General features: G+C 65.3%; 21 protein-coding genes. 12 read left to right on the plus strand and 9 right to left on the minus strand.

What is annotated here, in order from left to right; genetic code table 11:
* The first annotated feature begins 108 nt into the window (after nt 1–108).
* On the plus strand, nt 109–1,776 hold the full coding sequence (locus tag RAD15_RS07140; protein ID WP_458175797.1) for a SulP family inorganic anion transporter: 1,668 nt from the start codon (nt 109–111) through the stop codon (nt 1,774–1,776).
* Between the two features lie 6 nt (nt 1,777–1,782).
* Here RAD15_RS07140 and RAD15_RS07145 read toward each other — a convergent pair whose 3' ends face one another.
* From RAD15_RS07145 to RAD15_RS07155, 3 genes are all read right to left on the minus strand, one after another.
* Nucleotides 1,783–2,145, minus strand: coding sequence for a hypothetical protein (locus tag RAD15_RS07145; protein WP_458175799.1), 363 nt, complete (start codon nt 2,143–2,145; stop codon nt 1,783–1,785).
* 175 nt (nt 2,146–2,320) lie between these two features.
* Nucleotides 2,321–3,652 carry a Spy/CpxP family protein refolding chaperone gene (locus RAD15_RS07150; RefSeq protein WP_458175801.1) on the minus strand — a complete coding sequence of 444 codons (1,332 nt, stop codon included), beginning with the start codon at nt 3,650–3,652 and terminating at the stop codon, nt 2,321–2,323.
* 131 nt (nt 3,653–3,783) lie between these two features.
* On the minus strand, nt 3,784–5,208 hold the full coding sequence (locus RAD15_RS07155) for an FAD-binding oxidoreductase (protein ID WP_458175803.1): 1,425 nt from the start codon (nt 5,206–5,208) through the stop codon (nt 3,784–3,786).
* A gap of 86 nt (nt 5,209–5,294) precedes the next feature.
* Between RAD15_RS07155 and RAD15_RS07160 the strand changes: the two genes are divergently transcribed.
* The gene (locus RAD15_RS07160; RefSeq protein WP_458175805.1) at nt 5,295–5,798 is read left to right on the plus strand and encodes a thioesterase family protein; all 504 of its coding nucleotides are present in this window, start codon (nt 5,295–5,297) and stop codon (nt 5,796–5,798) included.
* Between the two features lies 1 nt (nt 5,799).
* Here the strand turns inward: RAD15_RS07160 and RAD15_RS07165 are convergent, their stop codons facing one another.
* Nucleotides 5,800–5,973, minus strand: coding sequence for a DUF1328 domain-containing protein (locus RAD15_RS07165; RefSeq protein WP_011089300.1), 174 nt, complete (start codon nt 5,971–5,973; stop codon nt 5,800–5,802).
* Between the two features lie 238 nt (nt 5,974–6,211).
* On the opposite strand from RAD15_RS07165, the gene RAD15_RS07170 reads away from it, so the two are divergent.
* Nucleotides 6,212–8,830, plus strand: coding sequence for an ATP-dependent helicase (locus RAD15_RS07170; RefSeq protein ID WP_458175808.1), 2,619 nt, complete (start codon nt 6,212–6,214; stop codon nt 8,828–8,830).
* A 19-nt stretch (nt 8,831–8,849) separates the two neighbouring features.
* Here RAD15_RS07170 and RAD15_RS07175 read toward each other — a convergent pair whose 3' ends face one another.
* Nucleotides 8,850–9,677, minus strand: a complete 828-nt coding sequence (locus RAD15_RS07175) for a hypothetical protein (protein ID WP_458175810.1) — start codon at nt 9,675–9,677, stop codon at nt 8,850–8,852.
* Between the two features lie 77 nt (nt 9,678–9,754).
* On the opposite strand from RAD15_RS07175, the gene RAD15_RS07180 reads away from it, so the two are divergent.
* The 7 genes from RAD15_RS07180 to RAD15_RS07210 all read left to right on the plus strand — a co-directional run bounded on the left by RAD15_RS07180 (nt 9,755) and on the right by RAD15_RS07210 (nt 15,236).
* Complete coding sequence (locus RAD15_RS07180) at nt 9,755–10,042, plus strand: type II toxin-antitoxin system HicB family antitoxin (RefSeq protein WP_458175812.1); 288 nt, start codon at nt 9,755–9,757, stop codon at nt 10,040–10,042.
* An 89-nt stretch (nt 10,043–10,131) separates the two neighbouring features.
* The gene (locus RAD15_RS07185) at nt 10,132–10,548 is read left to right on the plus strand and encodes a hypothetical protein (RefSeq protein WP_063921531.1); all 417 of its coding nucleotides are present in this window, start codon (nt 10,132–10,134) and stop codon (nt 10,546–10,548) included.
* The gene (locus tag RAD15_RS07190) at nt 10,548–11,231 is read left to right on the plus strand and encodes an OmpA family protein (protein ID WP_458175814.1); all 684 of its coding nucleotides are present in this window, start codon (nt 10,548–10,550) and stop codon (nt 11,229–11,231) included. The genes RAD15_RS07185 and RAD15_RS07190 overlap by 1 nt, the downstream gene beginning before the upstream one ends.
* A gap of 154 nt (nt 11,232–11,385) precedes the next feature.
* Nucleotides 11,386–11,922, plus strand: coding sequence for an Mpo1 family 2-hydroxy fatty acid dioxygenase (locus tag RAD15_RS07195; RefSeq protein ID WP_458175816.1), 537 nt, complete (start codon nt 11,386–11,388; stop codon nt 11,920–11,922).
* A 29-nt stretch (nt 11,923–11,951) separates the two neighbouring features.
* The gene (locus RAD15_RS07200) at nt 11,952–12,983 is read left to right on the plus strand and encodes an NAD-dependent epimerase/dehydratase family protein (RefSeq protein WP_458175818.1); all 1,032 of its coding nucleotides are present in this window, start codon (nt 11,952–11,954) and stop codon (nt 12,981–12,983) included.
* A 27-nt stretch (nt 12,984–13,010) separates the two neighbouring features.
* Complete coding sequence (locus RAD15_RS07205; protein WP_458175820.1) at nt 13,011–13,637, plus strand: methyltransferase family protein; 627 nt, start codon at nt 13,011–13,013, stop codon at nt 13,635–13,637.
* Nucleotides 13,638–13,931: 294 nt separating this feature from the next.
* Nucleotides 13,932–15,236, plus strand: a complete 1,305-nt coding sequence (locus RAD15_RS07210) for a PQQ-dependent sugar dehydrogenase (RefSeq protein WP_458175822.1) — start codon at nt 13,932–13,934, stop codon at nt 15,234–15,236.
* 60 nt (nt 15,237–15,296) lie between these two features.
* Here the strand turns inward: RAD15_RS07210 and RAD15_RS07215 are convergent, their stop codons facing one another.
* Both RAD15_RS07215 and RAD15_RS07220 read right to left on the minus strand, forming a co-directional pair.
* A complete protein-coding gene (locus RAD15_RS07215) occupies nt 15,297–16,121 on the minus strand; it encodes an aspartate dehydrogenase (protein WP_458175824.1) in 825 nt (274 codons plus the stop codon).
* 37 nt (nt 16,122–16,158) lie between these two features.
* Nucleotides 16,159–17,076, minus strand: coding sequence for a LysR substrate-binding domain-containing protein (locus tag RAD15_RS07220; protein ID WP_458175826.1), 918 nt, complete (start codon nt 17,074–17,076; stop codon nt 16,159–16,161).
* Between the two features lie 155 nt (nt 17,077–17,231).
* On the opposite strand from RAD15_RS07220, the gene RAD15_RS07225 reads away from it, so the two are divergent.
* A complete protein-coding gene (locus RAD15_RS07225) occupies nt 17,232–18,530 on the plus strand; it encodes an MFS transporter (RefSeq protein ID WP_458175828.1) in 1,299 nt (432 codons plus the stop codon).
* 21 nt (nt 18,531–18,551) lie between these two features.
* Complete coding sequence (locus RAD15_RS07230) at nt 18,552–19,625, plus strand: tartrate dehydrogenase (protein ID WP_458175830.1); 1,074 nt, start codon at nt 18,552–18,554, stop codon at nt 19,623–19,625.
* 137 nt (nt 19,626–19,762) lie between these two features.
* Here the strand turns inward: RAD15_RS07230 and RAD15_RS07235 are convergent, their stop codons facing one another.
* Together RAD15_RS07235 and RAD15_RS07240 are read right to left on the minus strand one after the other, a co-directional pair.
* The gene (locus RAD15_RS07235) at nt 19,763–20,566 is read right to left on the minus strand and encodes a tetratricopeptide repeat protein (RefSeq protein ID WP_458175832.1); all 804 of its coding nucleotides are present in this window, start codon (nt 20,564–20,566) and stop codon (nt 19,763–19,765) included.
* A 148-nt stretch (nt 20,567–20,714) separates the two neighbouring features.
* Nucleotides 20,715–21,338 (minus strand): FecR family protein, encoded by a 624-nt coding sequence (locus RAD15_RS07240; protein ID WP_458175834.1) that lies wholly within the window; start codon nt 21,336–21,338, stop codon nt 20,715–20,717.
* Between the last annotated feature and the right edge of the window lie 190 nt (nt 21,339–21,528).

The following is a 21,528-nucleotide window of genomic DNA, read 5'->3' on the forward strand; positions in this document are numbered from 1 at the left end:
GCCGCACCGCGTCCGGGACACGCAAGTCGCGGACATCTGGCGTCTGCCGCCTTCCAATCCGGAAATGCTGTAGTGTTGTCGTTTGACGCACACTTTCCGGGGACCTCGATGCCGCACGACGCTCGCGCCAAGCCATCATGGCCGCTGTTCCGGTCACTCGCGTCCTATTCGCTGCCCGGCGACCTCATGGCCGGGCTGACGCTGGCGGCGATCGCGATCCCCGAGCAGATGGCCACCGCGCGGCTCGGCGGCTTCGCGCCGCAGATCGGCTTCTTCGCCTTCATGGCGGGCTCCCTGGGATTTGCGCTGCTTGGCGGCAACCGCTTCCTGTCCTGCGGCGCCGATTCCACGATCACGCCGATCTTCGCCGGCGGGCTTGCGGCGCTCGCCGCCACCGGCTCGCCCGAATATCAGGGGTTTGCGATGGCGCTGGCGCTGATGGTCGGCGCAATGATGCTGGCCGGCGGCGCGTTCCGCCTTGGCGGCATCGCCAACCTGTTGTCGGTGCCGGTGATGGTCGGATTCCTTGCCGGCATCTCCGTCCACATCATCGTCTCGCAATTGCCGGGCGTGCTGGGATTGCAGTCGCCGAGCGGGCCGACGCTCGATCGCATCGGCGTGCTCGGAGGCGAGCTCGGCCGCAGCAATCCCTTCACGCTGTGCATCGGCTTCGGCGTGCTGGCTGCGGTCTTCATCTCCGAGAAGATCAGCGCCAAAATTCCCGGCGCGCTGATCGGGCTCGTCGCTGCAACGCTGGCCGTGATCGGTCTCGGCCTCGAAAGCAAGGGCGTCAGCGTCGTCGGCAGCGTGCCCGGCACGCTGCCGCGGCTGACCTTGCCCGAACTTGCGCCGGAGCATTGGGTGCATCTGGTGTCGCTCGCCTTCGTGATCACGGTCGTGGTGATGGTGCAGACCGCCGCGACCACGCGCTCGTTTCCGTCCGATCCCGACAAGCCTGCCGATGTCGACCGCGACTTTCTCGGCGCGGGCGCCGGCAGCGTGCTGTCAGGGTTGTTCGGCGCGTTTCCGGTCAATGCCAGCCCGCCGCGCACGGGGATCGTGGCCGAGACCGGCGGACAATCGCAACTCGCAGGCCTTGCCGCGGCAGCGATCGTGCTGGCGCTGCTCGCATTCGGCACGGGACTGTTGCAACACGTTCCGGACGCGGCGCTCGGCGGCATTCTGCTGTTCGTCGCGCTGCGCATCATTCGCGTGAAGCAGATCACGACGATCTATCGCCAGTCCTTCAGTGAATTCCTGCTGATCGTTGCCACAGCCGCGCTGATCATCGTGCTGCCGATCCAGCAGGGCGCGTTCCTCGGCATCGTGTTGTCGCTGCTGCACGGCATCTGGAGCACCACGCGCGCCAAGCTGGTCGAGTTCGAGCGCGTGCCGGGTACCACGATCTGGTGGCCCGCGCATCCGCATATCACCGGCGAGCGCCTCGACGGCGTCGCCGTGATCGGGCTCCAGGCACCGCTGTCTTTCCTCAATGCGCCGGGCTTTCGCAGCGACGTGACCAAGGTGCTCGGCACTGCAACGCCGCAACTCCTCGTGCTCGAGGCGAGCGGCATGGTCGAGATCGACTTCACCGCCGCACAGATCCTGCTCGAAGTGTTCAAGGCGTGCAGCGAACAGGGCGTCACGGTCGCGCTGGCACGGCTGGAATCGGTACGCGCACAGGACGCGTTCGAGCGCTTCAGATTGTTCGACGCCCTGCCCCGCAACCACGTCTTCCACAGCGTGGACGAAGCCGTGCGGAAACTGGCGAAATAGCGGCGATCACTCCGCCAGCGTCGGGTGGTCCCGCTGCACGGTTTCGCGGATCCAGCTGGCATGGATCGCGCGAAACAGGATCTGCGCGGTCTTGAGGTCGTTCGCTTTCATGCAGAGATCGACGATGCGGTGCACCGCATCGTCGCGCATCAACCCATCCGAGATCTTCATCGCGATCTCCATCGCGACCTTGGCCGCGCGCTCGTAGCGCTCGCTCTCGCGCTTGTCGTTGCGCGCGGACCCGGCCGCGCTCGCGGCCGCAGCCGCGCAAATCGCGCGGATGCGCTCGGCGGCCTCGATGTCGCCGAGCGGTCCTTCGATCGTCTCATCCCAGATATCCTGCGCCATCTGTCTCGCGAACCACGTCATCGCCCCACCCACCCCGCGGTCTTCCAGCCGCCGTATTGCCGCGCTTCAGGTTGTTGTTTGAGCATGATCTTTCCGGAAAACCGCTGCGCACTTTTCCGGATCATGCCTTAGCATAAAGGGGCCGATCGACATCGGCGAGGCGATTTTTTCCGCCACACTGCTTCTCGCGACGCATTCAGGATGTCCGGCGCGGCCCAATCGCCTCGAACTGCGCCTTCTGCTCGTCATTCAGCGTGGCATAGAAATCATCGAGCGCCGCGCGCACCGACTTGATCCCGTCCAGCATCACGTCGAGCCGCTTGCGGATCGCGCTCATGCGCGCCGGCGGTGTCATGGCGTCTTCGGGCTGGCAGGCCGCCTTGAGCGATGCACTGACTTTGGCGCTGGTATCCTGCAGCACCTGCAACGCGGCACGCTGGGTGTCGTTGGGACGGATCCTCTCCTCGATCGTCGTACCGGGCCAATCGAACGCAGCGGACGCGCCGCAATTCTGCGTCAGCGAACCACCGCCATTGTTCGATGCCGTCGCACGACGCTGATCCTCGGCCAGCGCATTGAAGCGCGCCTTCTGCTCGTCGGTGAGCGAGCCATAGAATTTATCGAGAGCGGGCTGGACCAGATCGACGGCCTTCTCCATGGCCTCGACCCGCAGCTGCATCGCCGCGAGGCGACCGGGAGCCGTCGCTGCGACCTGCGTCGGACAGGATGTGCGGATCAGCCCAGCGGCGTCGATCGAGGCATTGCCGAGAGCATCGAGATCAGCGCCTTGCGCGTCGGTCGGCTGCACCGCGGCTGCAATCTGATCGATCGGCAGACCGACGATCTCGCGGCGATCGCTGCCGCAGAGTTGATCGAGCGGAGCGCCGCGCGCCCGCCGCCCGCGTCCTTGCTGGCGCTGTGGCAGATACGCCGAGAGGCCATCATAGCCGTAGGGGCCGAAAATGCCGGCATAGATGTCCGGATAGCCGTAGCCCCAGAAGCCGAGCCCGTCGCCCCAGATGGTGTAGTCGTAGAGATCGTTATAGGCGAACGGCCAGAACAGCGGCCCGACCCAGCCATAGAAGCCGCCGGGATGCTGCCACCATCCGCTGCTTGCGCCGTGCCAGCCAACCAGCGCGGCTGCGGCCGCAATCTGGGCCCGCGCAGCGGGGTTGCTGATCAGCCGACCGTTGCGGAAAGCACCGGGATGGATGTTCAGAGCATTGCGGAAGTTCGCAGGGCGTACGGCTGCATTGCGGATCTGACCGAAGCCCGGACCGCCATGTCGCGCACCGGTTACAAACCGCATCCCGCCATGATGCCCGCCGCCATGCGCGTGACCGAAGCCATGACCGCCGAAATGGCCGCCACCACGATGGCCGCCACCATGCCCACCACCATGGTGCCCACCCCCATGACCACCGCCATGACCGCCTCCGTGGCCACCGCCGCCGCCCTTTGCGATCGCTGCACCCGCCAGCATGCAGGCAAGCGCCATCGCGGCAATTCCAATGACCGGTCGCAACATCGCATCCTCCCGAAAGGGCCGCGCCATTTGAGGCATCGGAACGTGTCGAGAATTGGAACCGGCCGGACTGCCGAAAGTTCCCGGTCCCCGACCGGCAGGCGGCGTCGACGTTGCTTTTGGTGCGCGGCGCGCTACGCCTCCGGCACGATCTTGCCGGGGTTGAAGATGTTGAGCGGATCGAGTGCCTGCTTCAGCGCCCGCATCGCATCGAGCGCCGCGGGGCCGAGTTCCGCCTTGAGGTATTTCTGCTTGCCCTGCCCGATCCCGTGCTCGCCGGTGCAGGTGCCGTCCATCGCCTGCGCGCGCTCGACCAGGCGATGCATGAACTCCTCGCCGCGCGCCATCTCGGCGGCATCCTTGGTGTCGCAGACCAGCGAGCAATGGAAATTGCCGTCGCCGACATGGCCGACGATCGGCGACAACAGATTGAGGCGCTTGAGATCTTCCTCGGTCTCGCTGACGCAATCGGCCAGGCGCGAGATCGGCACGCAGACGTCGGTTGCGACCACGCCGATGCTGTCGCCGGGCCGCAGCGCCTTGACGGACCAATAGGCGTCGTGCCGCGCCTGCCACAGCTTGGTGCGATCCTCCGGCTTGGTGGTCCAGGAGAAATCGCCGCCGCCGCAATCTTTCGCGATCTCGCCGAACGCCTTCGACTGCTCGGCGACCTCGATCTCGCTGCCGTGGAATTCCATCAACAGCAGCGGGGTCTCCGGCAGCGTCAGCTTGGAATAGGCGTTGCAGGCCTGCACCTGCGCGGCGTTGAGCAGCTCGATGCGCGCCACGGGAATGCCGGTCTGGATCGCCAGGATCACAGCTTGGCAGGCTCCGTGCACGGTCTCGAACGACACCGCGCCGGCCGCGATCGTATCAGGAATGCCGCGCAGGCGGATGGTCAGTTCCGAGATGATGCCGAGCGTGCCTTCGGCGCCGACGAACAGATGCGTCAGGTCGTAGCCGGCCGACGACTTCTTGGCGCGCGTACCTGTCGTGATGATCTCGCCGTCGCCGCGCACCACCTTCAGCGCCAGCACGCTGTCGCGCATGGTGCCGTAACGCACGGCGTTGGTGCCGGAGGCGCGGGTCGAGGCCATGCCGCCGAGGGAGGCATCCGCGCCGGGATCGATCGGGAAGAACAGGCCCTGGTCGCGCAGATGCTCGTTGAGCGCCTTGCGCGTGACGCCGGGCTGGATCACGCAGTCGAGGTCCTCGGCGTGCACCGCCAGCACCTTGTTCATGTCGCGCAGGTCGATCGAGATGCCGCCGGCGGGCGCGTTGACCTGGCCCTCCAGCGAGGTGCCGGTGCCGAAGGCGATGACGGGCACGCGGTTTTGGGCGCAGATCCGCACCGCGTCCTGGATGTCTGCGGTCTCCTGCGCCATCACCACGCCGTCGGGCGGCTGGTTGACGATCCATGTCGTGGTATGGCCGTGCTGCTCGCGCACGGCCTGCGAGGTGATGAGGCGGTTGCCGAAGCGTGCGGCAAGCTGCTCCAGCGCGCTTGCGAGGGCTTTCGGCTCCGGCCGCGGCGGATTATTGGTGATGGTGGTACCCACGGACATTCCTCCCGACAGAAGAACCGTGGCAAAGGACATAAAACCGGTCAAGTCAAGCGACCGGACGCATAGCTTGGGAAGGACACATGCCGGAGACCGCCACCGCCCCGAATGCCGAGCCGTTCCGCAGCTCGATCATGCAGATCGAGCCGCAATGGATCGACTATAACGGCCATCTCAACATGGCCTATTACAACGTGATGTTCGACCGGGCGATCGACGAGCTCTGGCTAGAGCTCGGCATGGGGCCCGCCTACAAGAAGGAGCGCCACGGCTCGACCTTCACCGCCGAATGCCACGTGCGCTATTTGCGCGAAATCCACCTCGGCGATCCCGTCCAGATCCTGGTCTGGCTGCTGGAGGCCGACGGCAAGCGGCTGCACACGTTCGAGGAGATGAGGCACGGCACCGAGGGCTGGCTGTCGGCCACGTCCGAGAACATGTCGCTGCACATGGACATGAATGCCCGGCGCGTTGCGGCGTTTCCACCCGACATCCAGCAGCGGATCGCTGCAGTCACAAAGGCCCACAGCGCCGTGCCGCGACCCGAGGGCATCGGCCGGAACGTGTCGATGCCCTCGAAGCGGTAAGCTATATCCTGGTGCGGCCGCGCGCCAAGCCGACGACGGCCGAGACCAGGAACAGAACGACCGCGATGAAGAAGATGATCTTGGCGATCTCGATCGAAGCGCCGGCGATGCCGCCAAAGCCCAGGATACCGGCGATCAGTGCGATAACCAGAAACGTCACAACCCAGCCAAGCATGGTCAAATCCTCGTCTTGATGTCTGTCTGCGATCGACGCGGCTGGCCGCGCCGCCTGTCCAGACAATCTCGACGCGGGAACGATGGTTCCGGCCTCCGTAGGCGCGAAATTCGCCGGGCCCACAGGAACAAATCGGCCTGCCGCGTACGTGGAAAACCCCGCAGTGCCGCCCCATATAGGCACCAATCCCTGTTAGAAGGCTCCCTTCCGCCACCCCGCGGTGCCATCGTGGGGCCAAATGATTCGCATGACCGAACCGAGCAAGATCACGTCCCAGAGCGTCCCCGACCACCAGCCCGCGGCCGGCGGCATTGCCGCGCGTGCGCGCGCCTCGGTGGGCCCGAAATACCTCTCCGGGCTCAATCCGGAGCAGCGTGACGCCGTGGAGACGCTGGACGGTCCGGTCCTCGTGCTGGCCGGCGCCGGCACCGGCAAGACGCGCGTGCTGACGACGCGCATCGCCCACATCCTGAGCCAGGGCCGCGCCCGCCCCACCGAGATCCTGTCGGTGACCTTCACCAACAAGGCCGCGCGCGAGATGAAGCACCGGCTCGGCCAGATGCTCGGCCATGCGGTCGAGGGGATGCCGTGGCTCGGCACCTTCCACTCCATCGGCGGCCGCATCCTGCGCACCCACGCGGAGCTGGCGCAGCTCAAGTCGAATTTCACGGTGCTCGACACCGACGACCAGGTGCGTCTGCTCAAGCAGCTCCTGCAAGCCGACAACATCGACGACAAGCGCTGGCCGGCGCGCATGCTGGCGGGCCTGATCGACGGCTGGAAGAACCGCGGCCTGACGCCCTCGCAGGTGCCGTCGGGCGAAGCCGCCGTGTTCGCCAACGGCAAGGGCGGCAAGCTCTATGCGAGCTATCAGGAGCGATTGAAGATCTTGAACGCCGCCGATTTCGGCGATCTGCTGCTCGAGGACATCCGGATCTTCCGCGAGCACCCGGATATCCTCAGGCAGTACCAGCAGCGCTTCAAATTCATCCTGGTCGACGAGTACCAGGACACGAACGTCGCGCAATATCTGTGGCTGCGGCTGCTGTCGCAGGCGCCGTCTTCGGCCAAATCCGTCATTCCGGGGCGGCTCGAAGAGCCGAACCCGGAATCTCGAAGTGAGCCCGACGATCTAGATTCTCAGGTGCGCAATAGCGCACCGGAGTTCGATGCTGCGCATCGCCCCGGAATGACCGAGCGCGCGGCGATCACCGCCGCTCCAGCCGGCCCCACCAAAAACATCTGCTGCGTCGGCGACGATGACCAGTCGATCTATGGCTGGCGCGGCGCCGAGGTCGACAACATCCTGCGCTTCGACCACGATTTCCCCGGCGCCAAGGTCATCCGGCTCGAGCGCAATTACCGCTCGACCGGCCACATCCTCGCCGCGGCCTCGCACCTGATCGCGCACAACGAAGGCCGGCTCGGCAAGACGCTGCGCACCGAGGACCAGGACGGCGAGAAGGTCACGGTGACGGGCTCGTGGGACTCGGAAGAGGAAGCCCGCGGCATCGGCGAAGAGATCGAGCAGATCCAGCGCAAGGGCGACAAGCTCAACGAGGTCGCGATCCTCGTGCGCGCGTCCTACCAGATGCGCGAGTTCGAAGATCGCTTCGTCACGCTCGGCCTGCCCTATCGCGTGATCGGCGGCCCGCGCTTCTACGAGCGCGCCGAAATCCGCGACGCGCTGGCGTATTTGCGCGTCATCAATTCGCCCGCCGACGATCTCGCCTTCGAGCGCATCGTCAACACGCCCAAGCGCGGCCTCGGCGATGCCACCGTGCAGATGCTGCACGACCATGCCCGCAAGCGCCGCATTCCGCTGTTCGAGGCGGCGCGCGCCGTGGTCGAGACCGACGAGCTGAAGCCGAAGGCGCGCGGGTCATTGCGCGACCTGGTCGCCCAGTTCGACCGCTGGCGCGCCCAGCGCGAGGTCACCGCGCACACTGACCTCGCCCAGATCGTGCTCGACGAGAGCGGCTACACCGAGATGTGGCAGAAGGACCGTTCGGCGGACGCCGCGGGCCGGCTGGAGAACCTGAAAGAGCTCGTGCGCTCGATGGAGGAGTTCGAGAACCTGCAAGGGTTTTTGGAGCACATCTCTCTGGTGATGGATCGCGACAGCGGCGCCGACGAAGATGCGGTGTCGCTGATGACGCTGCATTCGGCCAAGGGCCTCGAATTCGACAACGTGTTCCTGCCCGGCTGGGAGGAAGGCCTGTTCCCGAGCCAGCGCACGCTGGACGAACAGGGCCGCGCCGGCCTCGAGGAAGAGCGAAGGCTCGGCCATGTCGGCCTGACCCGCGCACGCCGCCGCGCGATGATCTATTTCGCGACCAACCGGCGCATCCATGGCACCTGGTCGACCACGATCCCGTCGCGCTTCCTCGACGAATTGCCGGCGGCCAATGTCGAGATCACGGAATCCAAGGGCGGCTCGGCCTGGGGCGGCACCGGCGGCTATGGCGCCTCGCGCTTCGACGACATGGAGGCGTTCGGCTCGACCTACTCCACGCCGGGCTGGCAACGGGCACAAGCCAACCGCAACCGGGGCGGCGGCCGTACCGGCGGCGGGAGCGGTGGCTTCGAGGAACAGGCCTCGTCGTTTTCGTCATCCTCGTCATCCGGCCCCGATTTCGGCAGCTTCTCCTCGCGCCGCCGCGGACCCCTGACGATCGAGGGCGAGCTGGTCGCCAAATCGACCGGAACGACCTCCGAATTTTCGCTCTCCGACCGCGTCTTCCACCAGAAATTCGGCTACGGCCGCGTCACCAAGATCGACGGCAACAAGCTCACCATCGCCTTCGACAAGGCCGGCGAGAAGAAGGTCGTGGACAGTTTCGTGCAGCGGGCGTGAAGAGACATTCGCCCTCCGCTCAGCCGTTCAAGATGTCGGCTCCCTGGTCGTAAATCCGTTGATCGACGTGGCCGGCACCGGGCGCAATTTCCAGTCTCCAGCCCAACGCCACATCGAGACTCCTGGCCAGCTTCGTACAGTGTTCGAAATGCCAGAGACCGCGCGCAAGGCGATGAGGCCCCTGGGCCATCGCCTCGTCCCAGCGAGGCAGATCGGGGGCGTCCGGGTCGTTGTCGGCGTCGCCTAGCAGGATGACCAGCGGGCGCGCCAGATATCTCCGCAGATGATCTTCGTCGAGGCCAATCCCTCCCATGCCGTCCGGATAGTCCTTGGTGAGATCAGGCAGCATGTAGCATCCGCAGTTGGCGGCAACGGCGAGATCAACGGAAGCGGCCTCGTTGAGTGCAAGATAGCGCAGGACATATTGGGCCCCCGCGGAGTTGCCGAACAGGCCAAAGCTGTCCCGGCTGGACCCGATCGCCTGTCGCACATGGTGAAACAGCCGGTCGATGACCCCGAAATTCCAATGATCGCGCGGCAAGACCGTGTTGTCCGGCGGCGGCAGCCGCACGCCGCCGAAATTGTAGGCGTGAACGCCCGGGAACTGTTCCGGGTCGAACTCCGGCACCAGCACGATCTGCCCATTGCGTTCGGCTTGCGGGACGAGAAGATCGCGAAATTCCGCGGCAGCGCGATCGACGCCATGCATCGCGATGACGATGCGCGTGTGCCGATTGCTCGATCGGGGGCGGAACGAGAAGACCCGCATCGAGCGTGGCGAGGGGACGGCTCCATCATCACGAAACACGAACGAGCCGGCGCCTTCGGCTAACGTCAATTTGCTCAATTGCTTGCCTCCGCAGATGAGATACTCATAATTGAAATCAAACCTCCCGGCACAACTTTCGGGCCATCCGTTCTGCCATGCCTCAGTACATCGCCATCATCGAGGACACAGACCCGGACGCCGTCAGCCTGTGGTTTCCCGACCTACCGGGCTGCATTTCCGGCGGCGATGACGTCGACGAGGCCCTGGAGAGTGCGCCCGAGGCGCTCGCGTTCTATGCGCAGGAACTGATTGCGGACGGCCGGCAGCTTCCCCCGCCGCGGACGCTGGACGAGCTCAAGGCCGACCCTGACGTGGCCGACGACCTCCGGAACTACACGATCGCTCTGATCGAATGGCCGCCCCTCGCCGAAGCCACGGAGTGAGGACTGTTCGCCGCACTGGCCGGACGTTCGACAGTTCTCGCCCGAACAGCCCTTGACCATCGCGAACTTCCCCGTATCAGATGCAACCCATGGTCCGGGGCTCCATCACACTGATCTTGCTTGCATTGGGGATGCCGTCGCTTGCGGCGGCGGAGACCATGAGCTTTGGCGATTCGATCGGGCTGCTGGCCAAGAGCTGCGGGGCGGAAATCGTCGCCAATTGCCGCGGCGTCAACCCGGACTCGACCCGCCTGAAGGAGTGCCTGTCGCGCAACCGCGACGTGCTCTCCCAGCAGTGCCAGAGCGACTATCTCGGCGCCTTCGACGCCATCCAGAAGCGCGTCGCCGCGCGCGTCACGGTGGCGAACGCCTGCCAGCGCGAGATCGTCAAGGTCTGCGGCGGCTCGACCAAGGAGACCAGCAAGTCGATCCCCTGCCTGGTCTCGACGCCCAAGGGCATCAGCAACAACTGCCTCAAGGCCGTCGACGACGCGGGGTATCGCTGATGCGCGCGAACAGGCCTTCAGCCGCCGGGATATGCGTCGCACTTGTTAGTGCTCTTGGCCTTGCCCTGCTCACGGGCGCAGCAAGCGCGCAGACGGCGCCGCCGACCCGCGACGACATCGTCGGCAAGCTCAACCATTTTGAGCAGGCCGCCGAACTCGACATCCCAGCGCTGAAGCTGCAGGTGATGGAGCGGGCCAAGGCCAGGATCAAGAACGATCCCGGTCCGGTGAACCGGCCGCCGATCGCCCCCGATCTCGCCAATTTGCCGACCTTCAACGCGCAGATTCAATTCGACGCCGACACCCCGATCATCCAGCCGGCGTCCTATCAGACCGTCGGCCGCCTCGCGGACGCGCTGGTTCATGCCTCGCTGCTGCCCTACACCTTCCTGATCGTCGGCCATGTCGAATCCAATTCGAAGACGCGCGAGGCCAACGCGATCCTGAGCCAGCGCCGCGCCGACGCGATCCGCGACGTGCTGGTGAACACGTTCAAGATCTCGACCAAGCGGCTGCATCCGATCGGCCTCGGCGAGGAGCAGTTTCTCGACCGGGCCAAGCCGACCTCGGCCGTCAACGGCCAGTTGCAAATCCTGACCTATGCGAGGGTACCCGAGGATGCGCCCGCGCATCCGGCTGCGGCACCTGCGCCTGCGGCGAAAAAGCCCGCCAAGAAACGCTGAGGAAGCACGCCCCGCCGGCCGGCGGAACCCCTTGAAGTTCTGATTGTTTTGTGACCTGTCTCACAGCGCGACAGCATGGTCTTGCGCGACAATAGCGCCGGTTTGTGCACCGCCCTATCCGGTGCTATAGGCTTTTTTCGACCTTCCCGCCCCCATGCTGCACGAGACTGAGATGGCTGGCTATTTTCAACGCCAACTGGCCGACTACGTCGAATATCATCGCGATCCCTGGAACTGCGGGATGCACGTGGTCGGGATCCTCCTGTTGTTCACCGGCGCCGTGCTGCCGCTAACCCTCGTGCATTTCTCGCTCTTCGGGATCGAGGTGAGCCTGGCGGTGATTCTGGCGCTGCCGGTGCTGGTTTATTGGCTGATGCTGGACGCCGGGATCGGGCTCGGCATCCTCGCTGCGATGATCATGCTTCTTTCGGTCGCAACCGCCATCGGCAATCAGGTCTCGATCGCCATGATGTGGTCGATTTTTGCCCTGCTGATCGGCTTCGGCGTCGCCGCGCAAATCGTCGGCCACAGGGTTTTCGAGGAACGGCAGCCGTCGATGGTCGACCACCCCACGCATTTCCTGCTTGGACCTATGTTTGTCATGGCGAAATTATTTATTGCATTGGGCTTCCGTCGCGACCTTGCCGCGATTCTGGCGCCTCTTCCGACCAATTCCCTTTCAACCCGATAGCTCTAGACGCGAAACAGCAAACCTTCTGCATGGCTCTCGTACTGGTTACCGGTGGCAGTGGCTTCATCGGACATCATCTCGTAGAAGCGCTCCGCGCCCGTGGGCAGCGGGTGCGTGTTCTCGATGTCCGTGCGCCGGCCGCGGCAAACGCCGACGTCGAATATGCCCAGGGCTCGGTGCTGGATAGCGCCGCGGTCGATGCGGCGCTTTCCGGCGTCGATCAGGTCTATCACCTCGCCGGACTGCCCGGCATGTGGGTCGCCAACAAGCAGGACTTTCACGACGTCAATTGCCGCGGCACCGAGATTGTGCTCGCGGCCGCGATGAAGCGCGGCGTCTCGCGCTTCCTGCACTGCTCGACGGAATCGATCCTGTTCCCTTATTCCGCCCTTGACGGTGTTCCCGCCGAAGAGGCGCTGCAGCCGGTCGATGCGATGCCCGGCGCCTATACGCGCTCGAAATCGCTTGCCGAGCATCATGCCGCGAAGGCCGCGGCCAGCGGCTTTCCGCTCGTGATCGGCACGCCCACCATGCCGATCGGCGCCGCCGACCACAACCTGACGCCGCCGACCGCGATGCTGTGGTACTTCCTCCAGAAGAAGGTGCAGCCGCATCTCAACTTCCTGGTCAATCTCGTCGACGTCCGCGACGTCGCGATGGGCCTCGTGCTGACCATGGAGCGCGGCCGCATCGGCCAGCGCTACATCCTCGGCGGCGACTGCGTCCCGCTCGGCCAGATCCTGCGGATGATGTCGGCGATGAGCGGCCGCCGCCAGTTCCCGGTCGTCGTGCCCGGCAAGATCGCCGAACTCTCCGGCATCATGCTCGAATACCTGTCCGACAACTTCACGCGCCGGCCGCCCAACGGCACCGCCGAGGGCGTGCGCATCGCGCTTGCCGCGAGCGATCTCTCGATCGGCAAGGCGCGCACCGAGCTCGGCTATTCGCCGCGCCCGATCGAGCCGGTCCTGCGCGAAACCATCACCCATCTGCTCGCCCGCAACGGCCAGCTGCCCTCCGGCGCCATCGAGCATCGCGCGCTGTCCTCGCGCGCGGGCTGAAGCCACCGCCCAACGCAAAGAACCTTCATGTCCTTCGATTTCAGCAAGCTTCTCTCTGTGGCCTGGGGTGGCTGGACCACGGCCTGGCCGACCGAACTCCTGGCCCTGATCTGGCTCGCCTTTCTCCTCAGCTGGGTCGGCGCCTCGTTCTGGCAGGGCCGGACCAAGAAGCAGGTCATGACGCTGGAGTCGCAGCGCTACAGCCTGCCGATCCTGGTCGGCGGCATCCTGTACACGCCGTGGGTTGCGGAGCTCCTGGGCTGGAAGCCGCTCTGGGTGCCCGGCAACACCGGCGTCACCATCGCCGCGGTTCTCTCGGTCGCCGGCATCGCCTTCGCCTGGTGGGGCCGGCTGCATCTCGGAAAATTCTGGTCCAACACGATCACGCACAAGGAAGATCACCGCGTCATCGATACCGGCCCTTACGGCTTCGTGCGTCACCCGATCTACACCGGTTTGATCTTCGGCATGCTCGTCACGGGCGTCGCAATCGGCCTCGTCACGACGATCCTCGGCGCGATCCTGATCTCGCTCGGCATGTGGCAGAAGGGCCGGATGGAAGAGGTGTTCCTGTCCAAGGAGCTCGGCGAGGACGCCTACGGCGCCTATTGCCGCCGCGTGCCGATGATCATTCCGTTCCTGTCGCCGCGGTGATGTAACGCGCCGCCCAACTCTCCTATGTCGTCCCGGCGAGAGCCGGGACCAATAACCCCAGGGAGTAGTTTGGCGAAGATGGTCGTTTGGTACTTCGACGGCCCACAGCCGATAGATCACGCGGTATGGGTCCCGGCCTTCGCCGGGACGACATCGAGAGTTTTGCGCGCCCGCATCCTTCCCATGCAAATTCGATCGGCTGCCATTCCGCGGGAATAGGCCCGACCAGCGCGCCGCACAGGTTGACCTTTTTACCGCTAGCCAGTTGGATGCGCGCGCAACCAGGGGCCTCTCATGACTTTTTCCAGCATCTTCGCGCAATTCGTCGCGCTCCTCGGCGGCATCGCGCTGCAATGGCGCAAGCTCTCAGGCGCCGAGCCCGCGCCGGCCTGGGGTGAGAGGCCGGCCATTCCCGAAGCGAAGCCGCAGGGCGCGATCCCGACGCTGAAGATGCCGACCGCGCGCGGCTGGAGCGAGGGCCAGAAGCCGACGGTCGCGCCCGGACTCAAGGTCAACGCCTTCGCGACCGGCCTCGATCATCCGCGCTGGATCGAGGTGCTGCCCAATGGCGACGTGCTGATCGCGGAAGCAACGCAAATCGCCGGTGCCCCGCGCAGCGTGTTTCACTATGCGATGCAGGCGACGATGCGGCGCGCCGCTGCGCTCGGCGTTTCCGCCAACCGCATCACGCTGCTGCGCGACAAGGACGGCGACGGCGTCGCCGAGCACCGTGGCGCCTTCATGGAGAACCTCAGCCAGCCCTTCGGCATGGCCCTGATCGGCGACACTTTTTACGTCGGCAACACCGACGGCGTGATGGCCTTCCCTTACGTCGCGAATGCCGACCGCATCACCGCGCCGGGCAAGCGGCTCACGACGTTCAAGCCGAGCGGCCACTGGACGCGCAGTCTGCTGGCAAGCCCCGACGGCAAGAAGCTCTATGCCGGCGTCGGTTCGCTCAGCAACATCGCCGAGATGGGCATGGAGGTCGAGGAAGGCCGCGCTGCGGTCTATGAGCTCGATCTCGCCGCCGGCACGCATCGCATCTTCGGTGCCGGCCTGCGCAACCCGGTCGGACTTGCGTGGGAGCCGAACACGGGTGTGCTCTGGACCGTCGTCAACGAGCGTGACGGGCTCGGCGACGAGACGCCGCCGGATTATCTGACCTCGGTGCGCGACGGCGGCTTCTACGGCTGGCCCTATTGCTATTGGGGCAAGACGGTGGACGACCGCGTGCCGCAGGACCCGGCGATGGTCGCCAAGGCGCTTCAACCCGACTATGCGCTCGGCGGCCACACCGCTTCGCTCGGCCTGTGCTGGATGCCCGCAGGGACCTTGCCCGGCTTCCCCGACGGCATGGTGATCGGCCAGCACGGCTCGTGGAATCGCAGCACGCTGTCCGGCTACAAGCTGGTGTTCATCCCGTTCGAGAATGGAAAGCCCTCCGGCCCAGGCCGCGACATCCTGTCGGGCTTCCTGTCCCCGGACGAGAAGGAATCCTACGGCCGCCCGGTCGGCGTCGTGATCGGCCCCGACAAGAAGTCGCTGCTGATGGCCGACGACGTCGGCAACGTGATCTGGCGCGTCACCGGCGCGTAAGGCTTATCTTTTGAGCATGATCTATTCGGAAGACCGCTTCACACTTTTCCGGATCATGCTCTACGTCCCAACGCACAGCGTGGCGCGCTGCTTGCGCAGCAGCGCGATCACGGACAGCGCCGTGATCAGGCCCGTCTTGGGATTCTCGGATGGGATGTTCTCGATTCCCATCGAGAACCGCGCCGAATCCGCCTCGACCTCGATGCGGTGAACGTTGCGCGTCACGGTCGGATCGGCCCAAACCTGGATCTGGGTGCGATCGGGCCCGATGCCCGCCAGCGACAACGCAACGGCGACATTGACGTTCGCCGGAAAGCCCTTCGCGGCTTCGCGCGCGCTGCCCTCGAACAGTTTCAGTGGCTCGCGCAGATTGTCGATGTCGATGTTGTTCTGCACGATGAACGGCGCGCCCTTCAGCCCGTCGATCGGCTTGCGTGTCACCATCTTCACCGAATGGATGGTCCCGACGGCAGCGGCGTTGACGGCATCGAGCCCGATCAGCGCGCCGGTCGGCACGATGATGCGGCCGCCATTGGCGCGGGCGAGATCGACGAGATCGAAATTGTCGAGGAGGCCGCCGACGCTGACCACGACCGCGGCCTTGCCGCGCTTCACCGCGGGCTCGACGATCGCGCGCAGCTGGCTGCTCGGCGCGCATTCGACCACGATGTCGGCGGCATCTCCCAGCTGGTCGATTGGCAGGATTTTCGGCGGACGGCGCAGGCTACCGAGAAACGCCTGATGCTTGGCAGGATCGCGCACGGCCACGGCCGACAACATCAACCCCTCGATGCCCTGATCGAGCGCGGTCGCGATCTTGGTGCCGATCGATCCCAGCCCCGCGATGGCCACTCGCAGTTCGCCCGACGCTTTCTGTTCAGTCATCGCATCCACCTTCTCACCAAGCCTACGTCATAGCCGCTCACGCCTCCCGCGCATAGCTGCGCAGGCGCGCCTCCAGCACCGCCAGAATCGCATCGCGGGCCGGATCGCGCGAACCGCGCAGCCAGGCGGCGGCGAGCGGCAGGCGGCCGACGGGGCCGCTCTGCTTCGGCCGCAGCGGTACGAAGCGCACGCCTGTGACCGCCATCCGCGTGGTCCAGCGCGGCACGATCGCAACCCCGAGCTTGGTTGCGACGAGATTGATGATGGTCTGCTTCTCATCAGCGACCTGCACGATGCGCGGCGTCAGGCCGGCCTGCTCGAACAGTTTTATCGTGAGGTCATGGCTGTGCGGCCGCGAGCGGCGGTCCGGTACCAGCATGGCCTCGTCGGCGATGTCGGCCAGCGTGACCCATTTGCGTCCCGCCAGCGCGTGCCGCTGCGGGAAGGCGACGATGGCGGTCTCCTGGAGCAGGTCGCGGAATTCGAGCCGCTTGTCCGCCCGATCGGGCGGACGGACGACGGCGAGATCGAGCGCGCCGGTCAGGATCTTCGGCAGCAGCCGGATGGTCTTGTCCTCGAGAAGCTGTACCGCGATCTCGGGATGTTTTGCCCGGAAATCGCGCAAGAGCGGCGGCAATAGGCCGGCCGCAGCGCTGTCGATCGCGCCGACCCGAAGCCGACGCGCGGCCCCCGCACGCGAGCGGTTGCGCAGATTGCTCTCGACGGCCTCGACCCGGGCGAGAATGGCGCGGGCATCGCGCAGCAGCGTCGCGCCGTCCTCGGTGAGCGAGACGGCGCGCGTCGTCCGCGCGAACAGCCGCGTTCCCAGATCCTCCTCCAGCAGCCTGATCTGCCGTCCGAGCGCGGAAGGCAGCATCTGGAGCTGCTGCGCCGCGCGGCCGAAATGCAGTTGCTCGGCCGCCGCCACGAAGCATCGGAGCTGATGCAATTCCATTCCGGGTCCTCTCATCGCGCCTGGCGAGGATTATATCATTTTTTTGTATAAACCAGCGTCAATTGAGTGAGCCTCCCGCCCCGCCTAGCCTCGTTGCCGGCGTAGGCCCTCGGGTCCGCCGACACAACAACAAGCCGGAACTTGAGGAGGCCAGGGTGGCGAGCGAGATTCAGACGCGCGTGCTGCGCAAGATCACTTGGCGCATCGTTCCCTTCATCATGCTGCTGTACTTCGTGGCGTTCATCGACCGCGTCAATATCGGCTTCGCCTCGCTGACGATGAACAAGGACATCGGCCTGTCGCCTGCCGTCTACGGCTTCGGTGCCGGCATCTTCTTCTGGGGCTATTTCCTGTTCGAGGTGCCCTCCAACATCATCCTGCACAAGATCGGCGCGCGGATCTGGATCGCACGGGTGATGGTCACCTGGGGCCTCGTCTCGGCGGCGATGGCGTTCGTGCAAGGGCCGACCAGCTTCTACATCCTGCGCTTCCTGCTCGGCGTCGCCGAAGCCGGCTTCTTTCCCGGCATCATCCTCTACCTCTCCTACTGGTTCCCGGCGCGCCAGCGCGCCGCGGTCACCGCGCTGTTCATGGCGGCCGCGCCGCTCTCCACCGTGCTGGGCTCGCCGATCTCAGGCGCGCTGCTGGAGATGGACGGAATGCTCGGCTTCAAGGGCTGGCAATGGCTGTTCGTGCTGGAGGCGCTGCCGGCCGTGGTGCTCGGCTTCGTCGTGCTGGCCTTCCTGACCGATCGTCCAGAGAAGGCGAAATGGCTCGCGGAGGACGAACGGCGCTGGCTGGTCGAGACCATGAATTTGGAGACCACCAGCAAGGCCGCAACCGCGAGCCACAGCATCTGGCGCGGGCTTGCCGATCCCCGCGTGCTGGCGCTGTCGCTGATCTATTTCGGCACCTCGGCCGGCCTCTACACGCTCGGCGTCTGGGCGCCGCAGATCATCAAGCAGTTCGGCCTCTCCTCACTGCAGGTCGGCTTCCTCAATGCGCTGCCGGCCACCGCCGCCGTCATTGCCATGATCCTGTGGGCGCGGCATTCGGACCGCACCGGCGAGCGCACCTGGCACGTCGTGTGGGCCTGCCTGCTCGCCGCGGCCGGGCTCGCCTATGCCGGCCTTGCGGCCGGCGTGGTCGCCGTGCTGGTCGCGCTCGCCCTCGTCAATATCGGCATCTCCTCCGCAAAGCCGCCGCTCTGGAGCATGCCGACGCTGTTCCTGTCCGGGCCCGCGGCCGCAGCCGGCATCGCCACGATCAACTCGATCGGCAATCTCGGCGGCTTCGTCGGTCCCGCCGTGATCGGCTGGATCAAGGACCAGACCGGCAGCTTCGTCGGCGGGCTCTATTTCGTCTCCGGCCTGCTCGTTCTCTCCGCGGCCCTCACTTTGCTATTGTCGCGCGCGAAAACCGCGCCCGTCGAACCCGTCCCGCAATCCCACTGACATCTCAAACGGAGCATCTTCATGCGCACCCATTCGATCGCAGCAATTCCCGCCGACGGCATCGGCCCCGAGGTCATTTCGGCCGGCGTCCGCGTGCTGGAGGCTCTCGCAAAGCGCAGCGGCGACCTCGCCTTCAACGTCAAGACCTTCGACTGGGGCTCGGACTATTACAAGAAGCACGGCGTGATGATGCCGGCGGACGGCCTCGCTGAACTGAAGAAGTTCGACGCGATCTATTTCGGTGCGGTCGGCGCCCCTGATGTGCCCGACCACATCACGCTGTGGGGCCTGCGCCTGCCGATCTGCCAGGGCTTTGACCAATACGCCAATGTGCGGCCGACCAAGATCCTGCCCGGCGTCGCCTCGCCACTGCGCAATGTCGGCGTCGGCGATCTCGACTGGGTCATCGTGCGCGAGAATTCGGAAGGCGAATATGCCGGCATGGGCGGCCGCGCGCACAAGGGCTTGCCGGAAGAGGTCGGCACCGAAGTCGCCGTGTTCACCCGCGTCGGCGTGAGCAGGATCATGCGCTACGCGTTCCAGCTCGCGCAGTCGCGCCCGCGCAAATTCCTGACGGTCGTGACCAAGTCGAACGCGCAGCGCCACGGCATGGTGATGTGGGACGAGATCGCCGCCGAAGTCGCGACCGAATTCCCCGACGTGACCTGGGACAAGATGCTTGTCGACGCCATGACGGTGCGCATGACGCTGCATCCGAAAAGCCTCGACACGATCGTGGCGACCAACCTCCACGCCGACATCCTCTCCGACCTCGCCGGCGCGCTGGCCGGCAGCCTCGGCGTGGCGCCGACCGGCAACATCGATCCGCAGCGCCGCTTCCCCTCGATGTTCGAGCCGATCCACGGCTCGGCCTTCGACATCACCGGCAAGGGCATCGCCAACCCCGTCGCAACGTTCTGGACCGGCGCGCAGATGCTCGAGCATCTCGGCGAGAAGGACGCCGCCAGCAGGCTGATGGGCGCCGTCGAGCGCGTCTGTGCGGCCGGCGTGCTGACGCCCGATGTCGGCGGCAAGGCGACGACGAGGGAAGTCACCGACGCCGTGATCGATGCGATCCATGGGTCGAACGCCTAAAGCGCAATGAGATTTGGATGGATCGTCATCGCGCTTTAGGTTGTCGTTTACGCATGATCTCTCCGGAGAACCGCTTCGCACTTTTCCGGATCATGCTTTAGCCGACCGACGCCAATTTCGGTGGGCCAATCCCGCCGTCACTGCACGCCGTAGCGGGCGAACGCGTCGGCGACCTTGAGGTCGATGAGCTTCGCTGCCGAGACGTCACGACCGCCGCCGGCGGCGTCGCCCTGCCTGAGCCTGGCAAGCCCGCGTCCATAGAGCGCGCTTGCCAGGTTTGGCGCCAGGCGCAACGCGGAGCTGTAGTCGTCAATGGCCGCGGCAAGCTGGCCCATCTTCAGGTGGATCAGCGCGCGTGAATCGTATGTCGCGGCATCGTTCGATCCCGACTGGATCGCTTTATCGCAGTCGTCGAGCCCGGCCTGTAAATCGCCGATGATCGCTCGGGTCCAGCAGCGTCCGCTCCGTGCCCACGTCAAATCCGGATCGAGGCGGATGGCCTCGTCGAAATCCTGCACGGCCCGGTCATACCGGTTCAGTTTCAGATGGGCTTCCGCGCGGTTGGCAAAAGCGTTGCCATAGGCCGGGTTGAGCCTGATCGCTTCGTCGAAGGCCTTGACCGCGTCGTCATATGCTCCCTTCCTCAAATAGGCGACGCCGCGATTGTTCACCGGCTTGACGTAGGTCGAGGCGAGTTCGATCGCTCGATCGAAATCGCTGATCGCGCGGTCGTACTCCGCCGCTGCGGTGTAAGCGTTGCCGCGATTGTTGTAAGCCACAGCCAGCGCCTCGGCCTTGGCATCACCCGAAGTGATGAGTGCCGTACAGCCGGAGATCCGGGCCTGGACCGGGATGCGATCCGTGCCGTTGCACTGCTCGATGCTCTTGAGGCGGCTATCTTTCTGCAACTGCTGCGCGGCCACCGGCGGACCGAGCAGCAACAGGACGAGAACGGATGCGACGCGGTCGATGATGGCGGCCCTGATGGTCATGTCCGTGTCAGGCCTCGCTGAAATAGGCGGAACGGCGCCGTGGACGGTTTGCATGCCGCGACCGGGAGAGGAGAAGACGCTCGCCGCCGGGATCGCTTCAGCATCCTCTGCAGATGTTCAGCCTGGGGCCGCTCTCCTGTCCGGGCTGCGGCATCGCGGCAGTGACGCGTTTTTTGAGCAATTTGCTCTTGCCCTCTTCGATGAGAGTCGAGAACTTGACCGCGCCGTCATCCGAAATTTCGATGTGCGGCGTGGTGCCCCGGATTCCCATCGTTGCAACGGGCGTATCGACTTTCATATCGCCGGTCTTCGCGACCTGGCCGGCGACAAACGTGGCCGTTCCTTTGCTCAGGTTGAAAAACGTCGCGTTGGACTTGCCGCCCGGCTCGTATACGTACTCGTCCAAAGTCATCCGAGCGTTGCTCGACAGATTGAACGACGAGCCGTCGTTGAAATTGATGCTGACCCGGCTGTCCGCTCCCGTTCGCACCACGTCGCGCAGATACACGACATCGCCGGCCTTGGTTTGAGCGGCCTGATCGGGAAGATTCGCCTGGACGACGACCGCACCTGCGTGCTCGATCGTCACCGAACCCGTAACGGCTACGACCTTGCCGATGGGTTTTGATGCAGCGTCCTCGAGGCCGCGCTGCACGGGATTGAGTTGAGCATGCGCTGGCGCGACAAGAAAGCTCGCGGATGCCAAAATGAAACCAGTCACCAAAGCTGCTATCGTGTGCCTGCACATGACCCGCCCTTTCCGAGAAGATCTTGTTCGCATGCCGCTTGATGGGAGCTGTGTGAGCCCCGGCCAAGCCCGCAATTCGTGCATCGCAAGTATCGACGACCTGGATCGGTCCTGACGGATCGGCTCTCCAGAAGGAGTAATTCTCCTTGCCTTCGATCATAGC

Source organism: Bradyrhizobium sp. 14AA (assembly GCF_054185205.1).